General features: G+C 67.9%; 14 protein-coding genes. 5 read left to right on the top strand and 9 right to left on the bottom strand.

What is annotated here, in order from left to right:
- Window positions 1-5 precede the first annotated feature (5 nt).
- The 9 genes from mraY to ACW2Q0_RS21660 all read right to left on the bottom strand — a co-directional run bounded on the left by mraY (window position 6) and on the right by ACW2Q0_RS21660 (window position 10,486).
- Window positions 6-1,082, bottom strand: a complete 1,077-nt coding sequence (gene mraY / locus ACW2Q0_RS21700) for a phospho-N-acetylmuramoyl-pentapeptide-transferase (RefSeq protein WP_457192720.1) — start codon at window positions 1,080-1,082, stop codon at window positions 6-8.
- A 156-nt stretch (window positions 1,083-1,238) separates the two neighbouring features.
- The gene (locus ACW2Q0_RS21695) at window positions 1,239-2,822 is read right to left on the bottom strand and encodes a UDP-N-acetylmuramoyl-tripeptide--D-alanyl-D-alanine ligase (RefSeq protein ID WP_457192719.1); all 1,584 of its coding nucleotides are present in this window, start codon (window positions 2,820-2,822) and stop codon (window positions 1,239-1,241) included.
- The gene (locus tag ACW2Q0_RS21690; protein WP_457192718.1) at window positions 2,819-4,609 is read right to left on the bottom strand and encodes a Mur ligase family protein; all 1,791 of its coding nucleotides are present in this window, start codon (window positions 4,607-4,609) and stop codon (window positions 2,819-2,821) included. Before ACW2Q0_RS21690 ends, ACW2Q0_RS21695 begins: the two co-directional genes overlap by 4 nt.
- Before the next feature lie 89 nt (window positions 4,610-4,698).
- Window positions 4,699-6,621 (bottom strand): peptidoglycan D,D-transpeptidase FtsI family protein, encoded by a 1,923-nt coding sequence (locus tag ACW2Q0_RS21685; RefSeq protein WP_457192784.1) that lies wholly within the window; start codon window positions 6,619-6,621, stop codon window positions 4,699-4,701.
- 2 nt (window positions 6,622-6,623) lie between these two features.
- Entirely contained in the window at window positions 6,624-7,439 is an 816-nt protein-coding gene (locus ACW2Q0_RS21680) for a hypothetical protein (RefSeq protein WP_457192717.1), read from the bottom strand.
- The gene (gene rsmH, locus ACW2Q0_RS21675) at window positions 7,436-8,413 is read right to left on the bottom strand and encodes a 16S rRNA (cytosine(1402)-N(4))-methyltransferase RsmH (protein WP_457192716.1); all 978 of its coding nucleotides are present in this window, start codon (window positions 8,411-8,413) and stop codon (window positions 7,436-7,438) included. The genes ACW2Q0_RS21680 and rsmH overlap by 4 nt, the downstream gene beginning before the upstream one ends.
- Window positions 8,414-8,620: 207 nt before the next feature.
- Complete coding sequence (gene mraZ, locus ACW2Q0_RS21670) at window positions 8,621-9,052, bottom strand: division/cell wall cluster transcriptional repressor MraZ (RefSeq protein WP_433598612.1); 432 nt, start codon at window positions 9,050-9,052, stop codon at window positions 8,621-8,623.
- 448 nt (window positions 9,053-9,500) lie between these two features.
- Complete coding sequence (locus ACW2Q0_RS21665; protein WP_457192715.1) at window positions 9,501-9,923, bottom strand: DUF3040 domain-containing protein; 423 nt, start codon at window positions 9,921-9,923, stop codon at window positions 9,501-9,503.
- 122 nt (window positions 9,924-10,045) lie between these two features.
- Entirely contained in the window at window positions 10,046-10,486 is a 441-nt protein-coding gene (locus ACW2Q0_RS21660) for an SAV_6107 family HEPN domain-containing protein (protein ID WP_457192783.1), read from the bottom strand.
- 150 nt (window positions 10,487-10,636) lie between these two features.
- Between ACW2Q0_RS21660 and ACW2Q0_RS21655 the strand changes: the two genes are divergently transcribed.
- From ACW2Q0_RS21655 to ACW2Q0_RS21635, 5 genes are all read left to right on the top strand, one after another.
- Complete coding sequence (locus tag ACW2Q0_RS21655; protein ID WP_457192714.1) at window positions 10,637-11,254, top strand: GNAT family N-acetyltransferase; 618 nt, start codon at window positions 10,637-10,639, stop codon at window positions 11,252-11,254.
- On the top strand, window positions 11,251-12,819 hold the full coding sequence (locus ACW2Q0_RS21650) for a phytoene desaturase family protein (protein ID WP_457192713.1): 1,569 nt from the start codon (window positions 11,251-11,253) through the stop codon (window positions 12,817-12,819). The genes ACW2Q0_RS21655 and ACW2Q0_RS21650 overlap by 4 nt, the downstream gene beginning before the upstream one ends.
- A 140-nt stretch (window positions 12,820-12,959) precedes the next feature.
- On the top strand, window positions 12,960-13,883 hold the full coding sequence (locus ACW2Q0_RS21645; RefSeq protein ID WP_457192712.1) for a carotenoid biosynthesis protein: 924 nt from the start codon (window positions 12,960-12,962) through the stop codon (window positions 13,881-13,883).
- Between the two features lie 85 nt (window positions 13,884-13,968).
- On the top strand, window positions 13,969-14,745 hold the full coding sequence (locus ACW2Q0_RS21640; RefSeq protein WP_457192711.1) for an LppM family (lipo)protein: 777 nt from the start codon (window positions 13,969-13,971) through the stop codon (window positions 14,743-14,745).
- Between the two features lie 8 nt (window positions 14,746-14,753).
- Window positions 14,754-15,902 carry a glycosyltransferase gene (locus ACW2Q0_RS21635; RefSeq protein WP_457192782.1) on the top strand — a complete coding sequence of 383 codons (1,149 nt, stop codon included), beginning with the start codon at window positions 14,754-14,756 and terminating at the stop codon, window positions 15,900-15,902.
- The last annotated feature ends 46 nt before the right edge of the window (window positions 15,903-15,948 follow it).

Below are 15,948 nucleotides of genomic sequence, written 5' to 3'. Positions count from 1 at the left end.
CTACTTCACCCGACCGCTGAGAGATATTCGCTGTAGAACAGGCCGAGTCCGACCGCCGACGCCATGGCCGCCAGCAGCCAGAACCGAATAATCACCGTAGTCTCGGCCCACTTGCTGAGTTCGAAGTGATGGTGGAACGGCGCCATCTTGAATAGCCGGTTGCGGGTTGTGCGGTACACCGCGACCTGCAGCACTACCGAGGCGGTTTCGGCGACGAACAGCGCGCCGATCACGACCATCAGCAGTTCGGTGCGGGTCGTGATGGACAGACCCGCGAGCATGCCGCCCAGGGCCAGCGAACCGGTATCGCCCATGAAGATCTTGGCGGGCGCGGCATTCCACCACAGGAAGCCCACGCACGCGGCGCCGGCCGAGGCGCAGACCAGCGCCAGGTCCAGCGGATCGCGCACGTTGTAGCAGCCGGCTTCCGGAATCGTCGCGCAGGCATTGCGGTACTGCCAGAACGTGATGATCACGTAGGCACCGAGCACCAGACTCATCGAACCCGCGGCCAGACCGTCCAGGCCGTCGGTCAGGTTCACCGCATTCGACCAGGCCACAACCAGCAGACAGACCCAGCACAGGAAGATGATCACGCCCATCGACACCGTGGTGATATCGCGGACGTAGGACAGGTGCTTACTGGCCGGCGTCAACCCGTTGCCGCCACGGAACTGCAATGCGAGGATCCCGAAAAGGACCGCGGCGCTGAGCTGACCGATGTACTTGCCAGCGGCCGACAGCCCCAGATTGCGCTGCTTACGCAGTTTGATGAAGTCGTCGAGGAAGCCGACCACACCGAGTGCGGTGGTCAGCCCGAGCACCAGAAGGCCCGAGGCCGACGGCCCGTCGGCGTCGTAGCCGATGCCGATCAGATGTGAGCCGAGGTAGCCGGCCCACATGCCGACCAGGATGGCCACACCACCCATGGTCGGGGTGCCGCGCTTGGCCTGATGACTGGCCGGACCATCGACCCGGATCTCCTGGCCGAAACCCTGCCTGGCGAAGATCCGTATCAACAGCGGCGTCAGCAGGATGGAGACCGCCAACGCGATCCCTGCCGCGAACAGAATCTGCCTCACGATTCCGCCTCGCTGACGCTCGGCTCCATCGTTCGGCAGGAAGCCGCTGCATCCATGGTTCGCTCGCTCCGCTCACTCACGATTCCGCCTCGCTGACGCTCGGCTCCACCGTTCGGCAGGAAGCCGCTGCATCCATGGTTCGCTCGCTCCGCTCACTCACGATTCCGCCTCGCTGACGCTCGGCTCCACCGTTCGGCAGGAAGCCGCTGCATCCATGGTTCGCTCACTCACTCCAAGCGCCTCCGTGCTACCCCTGGTTCCCGCACGTTCCGCGCCGGTCAAATGTTCGGCGACCGCCCACAGTCCGACCGCCTTGGACGCCTTGACCAGCACCACATCGCCCGGCTCGACCTCGTCGTCGAGCAGCGCGATGGCCGCGCCGATATCGGGCACGAGGATCGACTCCTCGCCCCACGAGCCTTCCATCACCGCACCCTGGTGCATCGCGTGGGATGGCCTTCCGGTGCCGACCACGATCAGCCTGGAGACATCCAGGCGCACCGCGAGGCGGCCGATCCGGTCGTGTTCGATGACGGATTCCTCGCCCAGTTCACCCATTTCGCCGAGTACGGCCCAGCTGCGGCGCGGGGTGTCGGCCGTACGTGACATGGTCACCAGGGCCTTGAGCGCGGCGCGCACCGAATCCGGATTGGCGTTGTAGGAGTCGTTGACGACGGTGATGCCGTCGGCGGTGGTCCGCACATCCATGCGGCGGGCCGATGCGGCATGCGCGCCGCCGAGTGCCTGCGCGATGGTGTCGAGGTCCGCACCGCATTCGAGCGCGACTGCGGCGGCGGACAGCGCGTTGCCGACCTGGTGTTCGCCGTGCACGGCGAGCCGCACCGGGATGCTGCCCTTACTCGTGTGCAGGGTGAAACCCGCGCGTGCCTCGCCGTCGAGATGTACATCGGTGGCGCGGATTTCGGCATTGCCCGCCTGGCCTACCGTCACCACGCGAGCCCGCGTCCGTGCGGCCATGGCGGCCACCTGCGGATCGTCGGCATTGAGTACCGCCAGCCCCGTCGGCGGCAGTGCCTCGACGAGTTCGCCCTTGGTCTGCGCGATCGCTTCGCGACTGCCGAACTCACCGAGATGGGCGGTGCCGACATTGAGCACGACGCCGATCTTCGGCGGCGCGACCTGCGCGAGCGCGGCGATATGCCCCGGACCGCGCGCGGACAGTTCCAGCACCAGGAAGCGGGTGTCGGCATCGGCGCGCAGCGCGGTCCACGGATGACCGAGTTCGTTGTTGAACGAACCGGGCGGTGCGACGACCGGACCGAGCGGTGTGAGCACGGCCGCCAGCAGATCCTTGGTCGAGGTCTTGCCCGAGGAACCGGTCACCCCGATCACGGTGAGTCCGCCTGCCGCGGAAAGACGTTCGACGCTCACTCGGGCGAGCGTAGCGAGCGCGGCCAGTACCGCTGCACCCGATCCATCCGAATCACCGGCCAGCGCAACGGATTTCGGGGGCACGGTGCCGGGGCTGGGCACTACCACGATCGCGGGTACGCCTACCGGGCGGGCCGCGAGCACCGCGACCGCACCGGCGTCGACAGCGGCCTTCGCATAGTCGTGGCCGTCGGCGTGCTCGCCGGGCAGCGCCAGGAAAAGATCCCCGGAACCGATTCGGCGCGAATCGAATTCGACCGAACCCGTTACCGTCACCTCCGGGTCGGGGGCGTCGTGCAGCGTGCCGCCGACGACCTCCGCGATCTCCCGCAGTGTCATCTCGATCATGAAACCGTCAAGTCCTCCGCGTCCGACCCCTGCGGACTCTGCTCAGTATTGGATCGGCCGCGCTCGCGGGGCCCCACGTGGTCACGCTTCGCTACCGCGTCCGGGCCCGTCGCTCCCGCGGCGGTGTTGTCGTCCTGCGGGCCCCGCTCCCGTCGCTCCAACGCCACCGCGAGCACCTCGCGGTCGTCGAATGGATGCTTCACACCCTGGATCTCCTGCCCTGCCTCATGTCCCTTACCCGCCACCAGCACCACGTCACCCGGACGAGCCCAGTCGACGGCGGCGGCGATGGCCGCGGCCCGGTCTCCGATTTCGCGCACCTCGCCGCGTTCGGCCGCCGGCACCGCCAGCGCGCCGCGGCGCAGCGCGGCGCGGATCGCCGCCGGATCCTCGCTGCGCGGATTGTCATCGGTAATGATCAACAGATCAGCGCCGCGCGCACCGGCCGCACCCATCAGCGGTCGCTTACCCGCGTCCCGGTCGCCGCCCGCGCCCACGACCACGGCCAGCCGACCACCGGTATCGGCCGCGGATTCGCGTTGCTCGCGGTGCCTTCCGTAGTCACGCTCCGCTACCGCTTCCGGGCCTGTCGCTCCCGCCGCCAGATGACCGCGCAGCGTGGCGATCACCGACTCGACCGCCGCGGGCTTGTGTGCGTAGTCGACGATGGCCAGGAAGTCCTGTCCGCGCTCGACCCGCTGCATCCGCCCCGGCACGTCGACGGTCGCCAGTGCGGGTGCGGCGACAGCGGGATCCACTCCGGCCGCGGTGCAGACCGCGACCGCCAGCAGTCCGTTGGCGATGTTGTAGCGCCCCGGAAGCCGCAGGCGCACATCGACATTCGCCTCCGGTCCGGCGGCGGTGAATTCCTGCTCACCGCCGTGCGCGGATACCGCGCCGGTCAGCTGCCAGGTGCCGGAACCGGTGGTGGATACCGTGATCGGATCCGCGAGATCGGCGGCGAGGCGCTGGCCCCACTCGTCATCGACGCAGATGACCGACGTGTGTGCGGCGATCGGCGATTCGGCTTCGAAAAGCCTGCGCTTGGCGGCGAAGTAATCCTCGAAGTCGGCGTGGAAGTCCAGGTGGTCCTGGGAGAGGTTGGTGAACGCGCCAACGGCGAAGCGCACGCCGTCCACCCGGCCCAGCGCCAGCGCGTGGCTGGAAACCTCCATCACGACCGCGTCCACGCCTTGCTCGACCATCAGTGCGAACATGGCGTGCAACTGCGGCGCCTCGGGCGTGGTCAATGCGCTCGGCACTCGGCGACCGCCGATCCTGGTCTCGATGGTGCCGATCAGCGCCGTAGACCGGCCGGCGGCGGCCAGCCCGGCCTCCACCAGATACGCGGTGGTCGTCTTGCCCGAGGTGCCGGTGATGCCGACGATGCGCAGCCGCTCGGACGGATTGCCGTAGAGCGCGCCGGAGAGCTCACCGAGCACCGACCTGGGCTGCTCACGCACCAACACCGGCACATCGAGCTCTCCCACCAGTTCGGCACCCGCCGGATCGGTGAAGACCGCGACGGCACCCCGTTCGACGGCGTCGCGCGCGAATCGGGCGCCGTGCGCCTGCGCGCCCGGCAGTGCGGCGAACAGATCACCCGGCTGCACCGCATGCGAGCGCTGCTCGATGCCGGTGACCTGGATCTGCGCGAGGTCGGCTCGGGACGAGCCGGCACCGGTCATGGCCAGCACGGTGGACAACGACGTCGACCGCGGCTGGGTCGGCCGGAGTACGTGCTGGCTGGACTGCGCGGGCACAGGGCTCCTCTCGGGAATCGGCATGGACGGAACTGGGTGGATCAATAGGAAGCGCGGGAACGTCGAGTCAGGTTACCGACGTCGGCTCACGACCGGGCAATGCGGCTCCAATCTTATGAAGCCTGCAGAACGAATCGTCGCGACGGTTCGGCTGACGGCGGGATCCGATCGCGCTGCAGCGCCCAGGAAGCGATGTTGTGGAACAGCGGTGCCACCGATCCGCCACCGCTGCCGTCGGAGCTGCGGATCGGCGCGTCGAGCATCAGACCGATGACGTAGCGCGGGTTGTCCGCGGGAGCCATACCGGCGAAGGTGATGTAGAACGACGAAGTCGAATAGCAGCCGCAACTCGGGTCGACCTTCTGCGCGGTGCCGGTCTTGCCCGCCACCTGATAGCCATCGATCGCCGCGGACGCACCGGTGCCCATCTGCACACCCATCGGATCGCGCTGCACGACCGCCTGGAACATCGTGCGCAGCGTGGCCGCGGTCTGTTCGCTCACCACGCGCACACCGTCGGGCTGCGGCTCCTCGGTGCGGGTGCCGTCCGGTGCGGTCTCGGCCTTGACGATGCGCGGCGGGATCCGCACGCCGCCATTGGCAATGGCCTGGTACATCCCGGTCATCTGCAGAGTCGTCATCGAAAGGCCCTGTCCGATGGGCAGGTTGGCGAAGGTACCGCCGGACCACTGGTCGCGGGCGGGCACCTGGCCGGGACTCTCGCCGGGCAGCCCGACGCCCGTGCGCTGGCCGAGGCCGAAGCGGTTGACCATATCCGCGAATCGGTCCTCACCGACCCGCTGCGCCAGCATCAGCGTACCGACATTGGAGGACTTGCCGAAGATGCCAGTCGTCGTATACGGCATGGTGCTGTGCTCCCAGGCGTCATGCACGGTGACACCGGACAGCCGGATCTCGCCGGGTACCTGCAACACCTCATCGGGATTGGTCAAGCCGTATTCGATGGCGGCGGCCGCGGTCACGATCTTGTTGACCGAACCGGGTTCGAACGGATCCTGCACCGAGGGGTTCTGCATTTCGGCATTACCCCAGTACTGCGGTCCCAGTGCGGGGTTGAAGGTGTTGTCGTTCGACATCGCCAGAACCTGGCCGGTCTTCGCATCCAGCACCACGGCCGAGGCCGCGTTCGCACCGGACATCTCCTTGGCCTGCTGCACCTGCTGCTGCACGTAATACTGCAGATCCGAGTCCAGGGTCAGTTGGACGGAGTAGCCGTTCACCGCGGGCTGCTTATCGCGCCAGCTGCCCGGAATGACCGCACCGTCGGAGCCGCGGTCGTAGGTCTGCGAGCCGTCGGTACCCGCCAGCAGCGAGTCCAGCGACGATTCGAGCCCCATCTGGCCGTGTCCATCCCAGCCGGTGGTGCCGAGTACATTGGCCGCCAGCGAGCCACCCGGATAGTCGCGCAGATCCTGGCGCTCCGCGGCAACCTCCGGGAACTTCGTTTGGATCGCGGTCGCCGCCAGCGGATCCACATTGTAGGCCAGGTACACGAACGGGTCGTCGCTGCGCAGCTTGGCCAGCAGGTCTTTCTCCGGCGTGGCGTCGCCGAGCTTCTCATGGATGAACGTGGCGATGGCCTTCAGCCGGTCATCGGGGTCCGGAGCAGAGGAGTTCTTCTCGCGCGCCTCGGTCAGTTGCTTTCGAACCTGCACAGGCTGGAAGCTGAGCTTCTTGGCAGCGACAGTGAACGCCAGCAGTTTGCCGTACCGGTCGGCGATCGCACCGCGGGTAGCCGGATCAAGCTCTGTCATCTTGCGCTGCTTAGCCGCCTGCGCGGACAGGCTGGGCGCGGAAATGCTTTGCACCCACAGCAATTGGAGCGCGACGACCGCCAGTGCGACCAGCATGATCACCCTGCCGACGCCGAGCCGCAGGCGCAGCGGACGATCGGGGGTGGCCGTGCGCGGTCTGGATGCGGTTGCCGCCCCCGACGTTGCGGCGGCTCTGGCGGAGCCGGCCTTGGCTGCCGATGGCCCGCGGCGCTGCTGCGATGCGGGCCGGGCCTGCCGCATACTCATCGGGCGCCCTCGTCCGGGGTGAGCGCTGGTTGGGTCGTCTCGGGCTGCGGCACTCGGGCTTGCGCAGGTACGGGGAGCGGAGTTTCCGGTTGCGGCGTCTCCAGCGGAGCCTGCGCGACCGGACTCGGCGTCGGCGCCGGACTCGCGGGTGTCGGGCTCGGCATCGGAGTCGTCTGTCCCGCAACGGCGTTCGCGGGCTGTCCGGTGTTCGGCGGGTTGGATGGCGCGGACGGCGTGGTCGTCACCGGTATCAGTCGTTCACCACGGGCCAGGGCATTGCCCGTCGGTGCGGGCGTGGGGGTGGCCGGCGAGCTGTTCAGCGGCGGCACGGGCGCGCCCTGCGCGGGCGTCGGTTTGCCGATCACCGTCACCCCGCCATCCGGTCCGATCACCAACCGGGCCGGATCCTTGGCCGGGATCATCCCGAGTTCGCGGGCCCGGGCGGCGAGTTCGGGTGCGGAGTCGGCGGCCTCCACCTCACGCTGCAGCGCCGCGCGTTCGTCGGCCAGTTTACGGTTGGTCACCCTGGCGTCGCCGAGCTGATAGCTGTCCTCGGCCGAGCGGGTGGTGAGCAGCAGGGTGAGTGCGAGACCGCAGCTGAGCAGCGCGATGATGGCCGCCACGAACGGAATTCGCGCTGCCATCCCCGACGCGCGCTGCCGGGGCAGATCGTGGTGGTCCCCCGAGTGCTCGGCACGCATCCGGCGCTTGGTGTAGGCCCGTTGTGCGGCACCCGATTTCACCCGTTCGGCGGCCTGAACCCGGCGGGCGATCCGGCCCGGCGCCTCGACGGTACGCGTGCGCACACTCATGCTGTCCCCTCCTGAATTCTCTCCGCCGCGCGCATCCGCACGGGCGCCGCCCTCGGGTTCTCTTCGATCTCTTGTTCGGTTGCCTTCTCGGCGCCCCGGGTCAGCAACTTGAATTCCGGCCCCATACCGGGCAATTCGACCGGCAGGTCGATCGGTGTCCGCGATGTGGTGCGCGGCGTCAACTCCTGTTTGACCACCCGATCCTCGAGCGACTGATAGGACATGATCACGATCCGGCCGCCGACCCGCAGCGAGTCGAGGGCGGCGGGCAGGGCGGCGCGCAGCGAGTCGAGCTCGCCGTTCACCTCCACCCGCAACGCCTGGAAGGTGCGCTTGGCCGGATGACCGCCGGTCCGCCTGGTGGCGGCCGGGATTGTGGCATAGAGCAATTCGACCAATTCGGCACTCGTGCGAAACGGCCGCTGCTGCCGACGGCGCACCACCTCGGATGCGATCTTGCCCGCGAAGCGTTCCTCGCCATAGGTTTTCAGCACACGCGCCAGATCACCGTGGCTATAGGTATTGAGCACATCCGCGGCGGTAATGCCGGTGGTCGGATCCATCCGCATGTCCAGCGGCGCGTCGACGGAGTAGGCGAAGCCGCGCTCGGCCTCGTCGAGCTGCATCGAGGACACACCGAGATCCATCAGAATCGCGCTCACCGAACCGATGGTCGGCAATCCGGCCTGCTTCAGCGCGGCCGCGATTCCGTCATATCGGATGTGTACCAAGGTGATTCGGTCCGCGAACGGCGCCAGACGCGCACCGGCCAAGGCCAGCGCATGGGTATCGCGATCGAGTCCGACGAGATGGATATTCGGGTAGGTCCGCAGGAAGTGTTCGGCGTGTCCACCCAAACCCAGGGTTGCATCGACATACACCGCGCCGGGCCCGGTGAGGGTCGGGCCCAGTAGTGCATCGGCTCGCTGGAGCAGAACCGGAACATGGCGAGGACCGTCCTGTTCACGGTTCACCTCGACCTCCCGGAATCCTGCCTCGCGTCGTCGCGCATCGAGCCGTGCCAGTGGGATCACTCGCTGCGGGGTCGCCTTGTTGCACAGCTACTTCGAAAATACGAATGCCGCGGGGTCTCTGACCGGAGCCTCGGCACCTGGCGTCGGGGAAGTACGTCAGGGTCCGCGCGTCCGGGCAGAGACCGCGTGGCACTCGTTCGCTCAGGGCTAGAAGATTCCGCCCAGCGACTCATCTCTCGCTTGCGCGTAGTCCTCCTCGTGCTCGGCGAGGTAGGACTCCCACGCCTGCTTATCCCATATCTCGAGGAAGTCGACCGATCCGATCACCACGCAATCCCGCGAAAGGTTCGCGTAGCGACGATGATCGGCCGACAACACGATCCGGCCCTGGGCGTCCGGACGCTGTTCATCCGTACCGGCCGCGAGTGCCCGGACGAACGCACGCGCCTGCGGATTGCTTCGAGACGCCGCCGCGGCTCGCCGTGCGAGTGCGGTGAACTCTTCCCTGGGATATACGGCAAGGCTATGGTCCTGACCCTTCGTGACCATCAACCCTCCCGCCAGATCGTCTCGAAACTTCGCAGGCAACGTCAGTCGCCCCTTGTCATCCAACCGAGGTGTGTAGGTACCGAGAAACAACTCGCTACCTCCCGGATCAACCCCGTCTATCGGGGAGCACGATCACCTCGGATGTATGCCCTTCCTCTTGTGCGCGCTCCACATTACCCCACTTTCCCCCACTTTCAATCGAAACTCGGGGTGATCTGGCTCCCCGCGTCACCGATTACGCAGGTCATCCCAGCTATCACGGTGGTGGAGAACTTTTTCCGTGTTCTGGCGACACGCGCCGCACGGCGATACGAGCGCCCGACAACTGTCAGCAAACGCCCTGGTTCCCACGGTTTCGGCGGGTAACAGGGGCACCGCCGAGGTGGATGGTGGGAAGTTGCGGGGGAGGATCGTGGGGCGTTGTGGGAACCGCGCCCGGCGCGCATCCAGCAGCCTGTTGGTTCACCCACGAGAACGCGCCGCCGCACCTGTTCGGTGCGGCGGCGCGTTTCGATATGTCGTTGTCGGCTACGGCGCGCTATTCCTGATCGAAGCGGCGGCGGAACCGATCCTCCATGCGCTCGGAGAAACCACCGGACTTGCGCTGTCGCCCACGTCCGCCCGATCCGCCACTCGCGCCACCGGATTGGGCATTGCCCGACCGGCTGCCCTTGGCGATTCTCTTGGAACCACCGAGAAGCAACAGCACGCCAGCGGAGAACATCACGATGAATCCGATCAGGCTGATGATCGGAAAGTCGCCGAGCTTCACCGGAGCGGCTATGCCGGCGACGAGTAGAAACAGGCCGAGGACGAACAGGGCCGCGGCCTGGAGTCTGCGACGACTCGAGGTCGAGCGAAGGCGTCCGCCGCGGACGGACGACGCGAACTTCGGATCCTCAGCATAGAGCGCGCTCTCGATCTGTTCGAGCATGCGCTGCTCGTGCTCGGAGAGTGGCACGGTACCTCCCCCGGCACTAGGACGTGGCTGTCGCCTCCGGGTAGGCGACAGATAGCCAAGGTCGGCTATCTGCCACCAATGATACGAGTTCGATCAGTGCCGTACCACCTACTCGCCGATAACTAAGCGGTCATGCCGCCGGACCAGCCCGGGGCGGGACGCAATCGAGCCCCGGCATTGAGCAGATCTTCCACGTCGTGGAGGAATGCGCCCACCCGCGAATAGAACTCGTCGGCCAGGTGATCATCCACATCGCGATCCAGCCCCGCCTCCAGCGCCGCCCGGATCTCCGAACGAGCGCTGAAGTAGTCGGCCCACATGACGAATTCGGGCGCGGCGCGCTGCATCAGCACCCAGGCATTGCGCGAGCGCGCCCGCGGCGCGGCGTCCGCCCCGGTAAACGCGAGCACGGCCCCGGCACCGCGCAGTGCGGCCAGATATGCGGTTCGAAAACGCTCGCGCGGGTCGCGTTCCCCCGCTGCCTGCATCAGCAAGCCGTCCGCCCGCTGCAGCAGCTTGCCCGCCTTGCCGGGTTGCCCCGGGTATCCGATCCGACCAGACATCAGCCGTCCCTCCGAGTCGCTCACCTGGCCTATCCTGTGCGCGAGTACCGAGTTCCCAGCACCGCGCGGATCGAACAGGTATTCGAACGTTTGAATTGAGATTGAATATAGGGACACCCACCGACAACTTTCCGCGGACCGACGAGAGCCATGACAGCCGTCAAGCCCAAACACACCCCCGCCAACGCACCTGTCGTCATCGACCTGTCCATCGCGGCGCTGCGCTCCCGGCTGCACGATGCGCTGGCGGTGTACGTCGCGGCAATGGAATATCCACACGGCACCGAACACCATCGCGCGCCGATGTGGACCGAGCACACCACCCGTGTCGGCTGGCAGGGCGTCGCCGCCGTCATCCCGGATGATTCCGGGCAGATCGACCTGCGGACCGCGCCGATCGTGGCCATCGCCTACGGCTATCGCGGTGCCGGCCACCAGTGGTGGCAGCAGCAGGTGCACAGTGGGATGCGGCGTTCGGGCTGGCCGGAACACTCTGCGCGCGAACTGCTTTCGGACTATTTCGAACTGACCGAGCTGCATGTGCATCCGTCGGCACAGGGTCGCGGCGTCGGCGGCGAACTGCTCACGCGACTGCTGGCGAATCGCACCGAGACCGCGGTGCTGCTGTCCACACCGGAGGTGCGTGGCGAGGCCAACCGGGCCTGGAAGCTGTATCGGCGACTCGGCTTCACCGATGTGATCCGGGATTTCGTTTTCGCCGGGGACACCAGGCCGTTCGCGATCCTGGGCCGGCGGCTGCCGTTGTGACGGTTGTCGTCGTCGGATCGGGCCACAATGCGCTCGTCGCCGCCTGCTATCTGGCGCGGTCCGGCGAGCGGGTCGAGGTGCTCGAACGCGACGAGGTGCTCGGCGGCGCGGTGTCGACGGTCGAACGCTTCCCCGGTCATCTGGTCGATCGCGGATCGTCGGCGCATATCATGGTGCGCCACACCGGGATCATCGAGGAGCTGGAGCTGACGCGCTTCGGGCTGCGCTATATCGATTGCGATCCATGGGGTTTCACGCCCACGGGGCCCGACGGCGGTGCGCCGATCGTATTCCATCGCGATCTCGATCGGACCTGCGCCGCAATCGCGGAGGTCTGCGGCGCGCGGGACGCGGCGGCGTATCGGCGCTTCGTCGGCAGCTGGGGGCCACGGTCGGCGCGGGTGATGCGCGCGTTCGGCGGTGCGCCGACCCCGGGTCGGCTGCTGCGCTCGTTCTGGGGGCTCGACGCGCGCGACGGCGGCAGTGCGTTGTCGCGGGAGTTCCTGCAGACCGGCGATGCCCTACTGGACAGCTACTTCGACGACGAGCGACTCAAGGCGTCACTGGCCTGGTTCGGTGCGCAGTCCGGACCGCCGATGTCGGAACCGGGAACCGCGCCGATGGTCGGATTCGCCGCGCTGATGCATACGCTGCCGCCGGGACGAGCGGTGGGTGGCAGCGGGGCGCTGACGACGGCGTTGGTCGCGCGACTGCGCGCCGACGGCGGTGTGGTGTCGGCGGGCGATGCGGTCACCGAGTTGCGGCAGATCGGTGCGGGCTGGCAGGTGCGTACGGCGTCGGGCCGAAATCTGCGCGCGGACACCGTTATCGCGGGCACCCATGTGCTGACCACGCTGGATCTGCTGCGAGACGGCGGCTTCGACGGTGCGGTGCTCGACGACTGGCGGCGGCGGATCCGGGTCGGACCCGGAATCGGCATGGTGGTCCGGCTCGCGAGCTCCGCACTGCCACAATATCCCGGTAGCTCGACTGCCCAATCCGCCAATGGTCTGCAGTTTCTCGTCTCGGATCGGCGGCAACTGCGCCGGGCGCACAGTACGGCGCTGGCCGGTGATCTGCCCCCGCGTCCGGTTGTGCTGGCCATGAGTTTCAGTGCGCTGGATCCGAGTATCGCCCCGGCCGGTGAGCATCAGCTCTCGCTGTGGGCGCAGTGGCATCCCTACCAGCTTGCCGACGGGAGTGACTGGGCCGCGCACGCGGAGTCGGAGGCCGATCGGATCATCGCCGAAGTCGACTCCTACGCACCGGGTTTCGGGGCGAACGTGCTGCGTCGGCATGTACAGACGCCGGTCGATCTCGAGCGCGAACTCGGCTTGCGCGGCGGGAATGTGATGCATGTGGAGATGTCGCTGGATCAGATGATGCTGTGGCGGCCGCTGCCGGAGTTGTCCGGACAGCGGGTGCCCGGCGCGCCCGGGTTGTATCTCACCGGTGCGTCGACGCATCCGGGTGGTGGGGTGTCGGGAGCGAGCGGGCGCAGTGCGGCGCAGTTGGTGCTGCGCGATCGGCGGCGCGACCGGTTCCCCCTGCTGCGCAGGCGATGACGGAGCGCACCGCGCCGGAGCCGCACGAGGGACCAACGCCACAGACCGACGTCCCTGGCCGGAAGAGGACCGGGCGAGCGGAGTCCGCCGATGCACCAGACATCGGTACTGACGCGATACCGGCGAGCCGACGGCGGTCGGTGGCCGCTTGGCGATGGACGCCGCGATTTCTGGCACCCGCTGTCTCGGCGGCGCTGCTCATGCTGGTGCAGATCGGTTATCCGCTCACCTCGGGCGTCACCCGTGACCGGGTGACCGTCGCGGTCGTACTGCTTTCGGCGGGGACGGCACTGGTGCACGCGGTGACGACGCGTGGGGTGCGGTACGCCCTGGGATTCCTGGTGATCGTCTCCGGGCTCGGCCTGCTGGCCGAAATTATCGGCACCACAACGGGTTTCCCGTTCGGTTGTTACGACTATGCCGCCGGCAGGCTGGGGCCCGCGGTGGCAGGAGTGCCGTTGGTGGTCGCACTGGCCTGGACCGGCGGGCTGTATCCGGTGTGGCTGGTGGCCGGGTTGTCGACTCGACGATGGCTGGGGCGAGTTGTTTCGACCGCGGTCGGGGCCGTCGGTTGGGATCTGTTCCTGGATCCGCAAATGGTGGCCGACGGGCAGTGGACGTGGTGTGCCACCGGTCGGGGACTGCCCGGACTCACCGAGATTCCTTACACCAACTATGTAGGGTGGTTCGCGGTGGCGCTGGTGATGGCGTCGCTGCTGACCGGCTTCGATCGCGCTGTGCGGACGCGGGGTACGAATACGTTTGCGGCGCCGACGGTGGCGGCACCCGATGCGGCAACCACAGGCATGGCGGCGGAAAGCCCGGCGCTGAAGTTGAGAACATCTGACGCGACCAGTCCGAAGTGCCGGTCGCGAGAGCCGGGATCCCCGATTTCGGCCGACGTGGTCGTGCCGGTGGCGGTGTTCATGTGGACCTGGTTCGGCTCGACGCTCGCGCACGCGGTATTCCTCGGGCTGCCGTATTCGGCCTGGTACGGGTGTGTCGGGCTGGGAGTGCTCGGCGTGCCGCTGCTCATACGGTTGGTCGCGGCCCGGCGAGGGTGAAGCGGTGCGGATACCATCGGTCCGACACCTCGGTCGGCCCGCGTTGCGCCCGTCGCGTGGCAATTCGGGGTGACCGCCTGGCACGATGTGTGCCGTGCAGCCGAGTCCTCTCACCGCGATACCCGACACACCGGTTCTACCGCCACGTTCGCCCCGGCCCGGAGTGCGGGTGGCCGCGGCAGTACTGCTGGCCGCGATGCTGGTGCCCATGCTCGCGGGCTGCCTGCGGGTGCAGGTATCCATGGGCGTGTCGTCCAATGACCGGGTCTCTGGTCGGATCGTGGCGGCGGTGGTGCCCGCGGACGCCAATGACAAGGGCCCGCAGCTGAAGGCCCCCGATTCGCTGGCCGCGAAGGTGCGGGTCGAGCCCTACAGCCAGGACGGCTATGTGGGCAGCAAGGTGTTCTTCGAGGATCTGTCCTTCGGCGAGGTCGGCCAGCTCGGCGCGCTCTCCGATCAGACCCAGGGCATGTTCAACCTATCGTTCCAGCGCACCGGCGACCTGGTCAGCCTCAATGGCCGGGTCGATCTGAAATCCGTGCCGCCGCACGGCTCGGATGTGCAGTTCACCGTGGCGTTCCCGGCCCGTGTCGCCAAGACCAACGGCAATCGCGAGGACGACTCCACCGTCTCCTGGAAACTGCCGCCCGGCGATGTCTCCACGGTGCGCGCCGAAGTCAGCTACGCGGATCCGAATACCCGCTCCTTCGCCGGCTGGGCCGGCATCGTCGGCGGTATCACCCTCGCTGTCGCCGCGATTGTCGCCGCCATCGCCTATATGAACCGCAACCCGGCGCCGCCCGGCGCACCCGAAACCAACTTCTCCCTGAGCAATCTGTGGCGTTCGCTGATCCGCCGCTGACGCGCACCCTGCGCGCCGGCGCGGCGATCGTCGCGTGGACGGGCGCGGGTATCGCGCTGTCGGGTTGCGCGACCGCGTTATTCAACCGCGCGACGGTGCGCGAGTTGTCGGCCGGACCGCATACGGTGATCGAGCCGGTGGCGGTATGTATCCCGGCGCGCGATGAGGCACAGCGCCTGCCCGAGTTGATCGATGATCTGCGCGGCCAGGTGGGTGTGCCCCGACTACGGGTGCTGATCCTCGACGATGCGTCGTCGGATGGGACCGAAGCGGCCGCGCTCGAAGCGATTGCGGGCGATGCGCGATTCGCGGTATTCCGCTCGCAGGCCGAACCCGCGCCCGGATGGATGGGGAAGGCCGCGGCCTGCGCGCGACTCGCCGAGTTGGCCGATGCCACGGTGCTGATCTTTCTCGACGCCGATGTGCGACTGGCACCGAATGCGATTGCCGCGGCGACCGTCGAATTGCGCCGCAGCCGGGCCGCATTGCTGTCACCGTGGCCGTACCAGGTGGCCGAATCACCGGCCGAGGCGCTGGTGCAGCCGCTGCTGTGCTGGTCGTGGGCGGCGAGCCTGCCGATCGCGGCGGCCAATCGCAGTCTCCGCCCCTCGACTGCCGTCGCCTGCGGCCAGTTCCTGGTCTTCGACACCGCCGCCTACCACGTCGTGGGCGGTCACGCCGCGGTAGCCGCGAGCCCCACCGAGGATCTGGATATCGCTCGCGCACTGCGTCGTTCGGGTCGCCGGACCGCGCTGGTCGCGGCAGGCCGCGCGGCGAGTACCCGGATGTACCGTGACGCGGCCGAACTGGAAGCCGGTTACACCCGCTGGCTGTGGTCCGCCTACGGTGGCTCGGCCATCGGCGGCGTGGCAGTGGGAGCTGTCGCGGCGCTGGCCTACTGGGTGCCTCCACTGGCCGCGATCGGTGGTCGAGGCTCCCTACGCGCCGCCGGTCTCATCGGCTACTGCGCCGCGGTCACCAGCCGCCTGCTCGCTCGCTCCCTGGAACGCGGCACCGCAACCCGCACCGATCCCCTCGCAGCCCTGACACACCCCCTCGCCATCGCCGCCTACCTTCGCCTCTGGACCCGCTCCCGCCGTGCCCACCGCACCAACACCTTGACCTGGAAATCCCGCCCCCTAGCCCTCAACCGCTGATCAAGATCAGGTGGAATCCATGGCGGCCTCGCCCGAAGACCCCGCC

Source organism: Nocardia citri (assembly GCF_054065835.1).
This window is presented reverse-complemented; position numbering and strand designations above follow the sequence as displayed.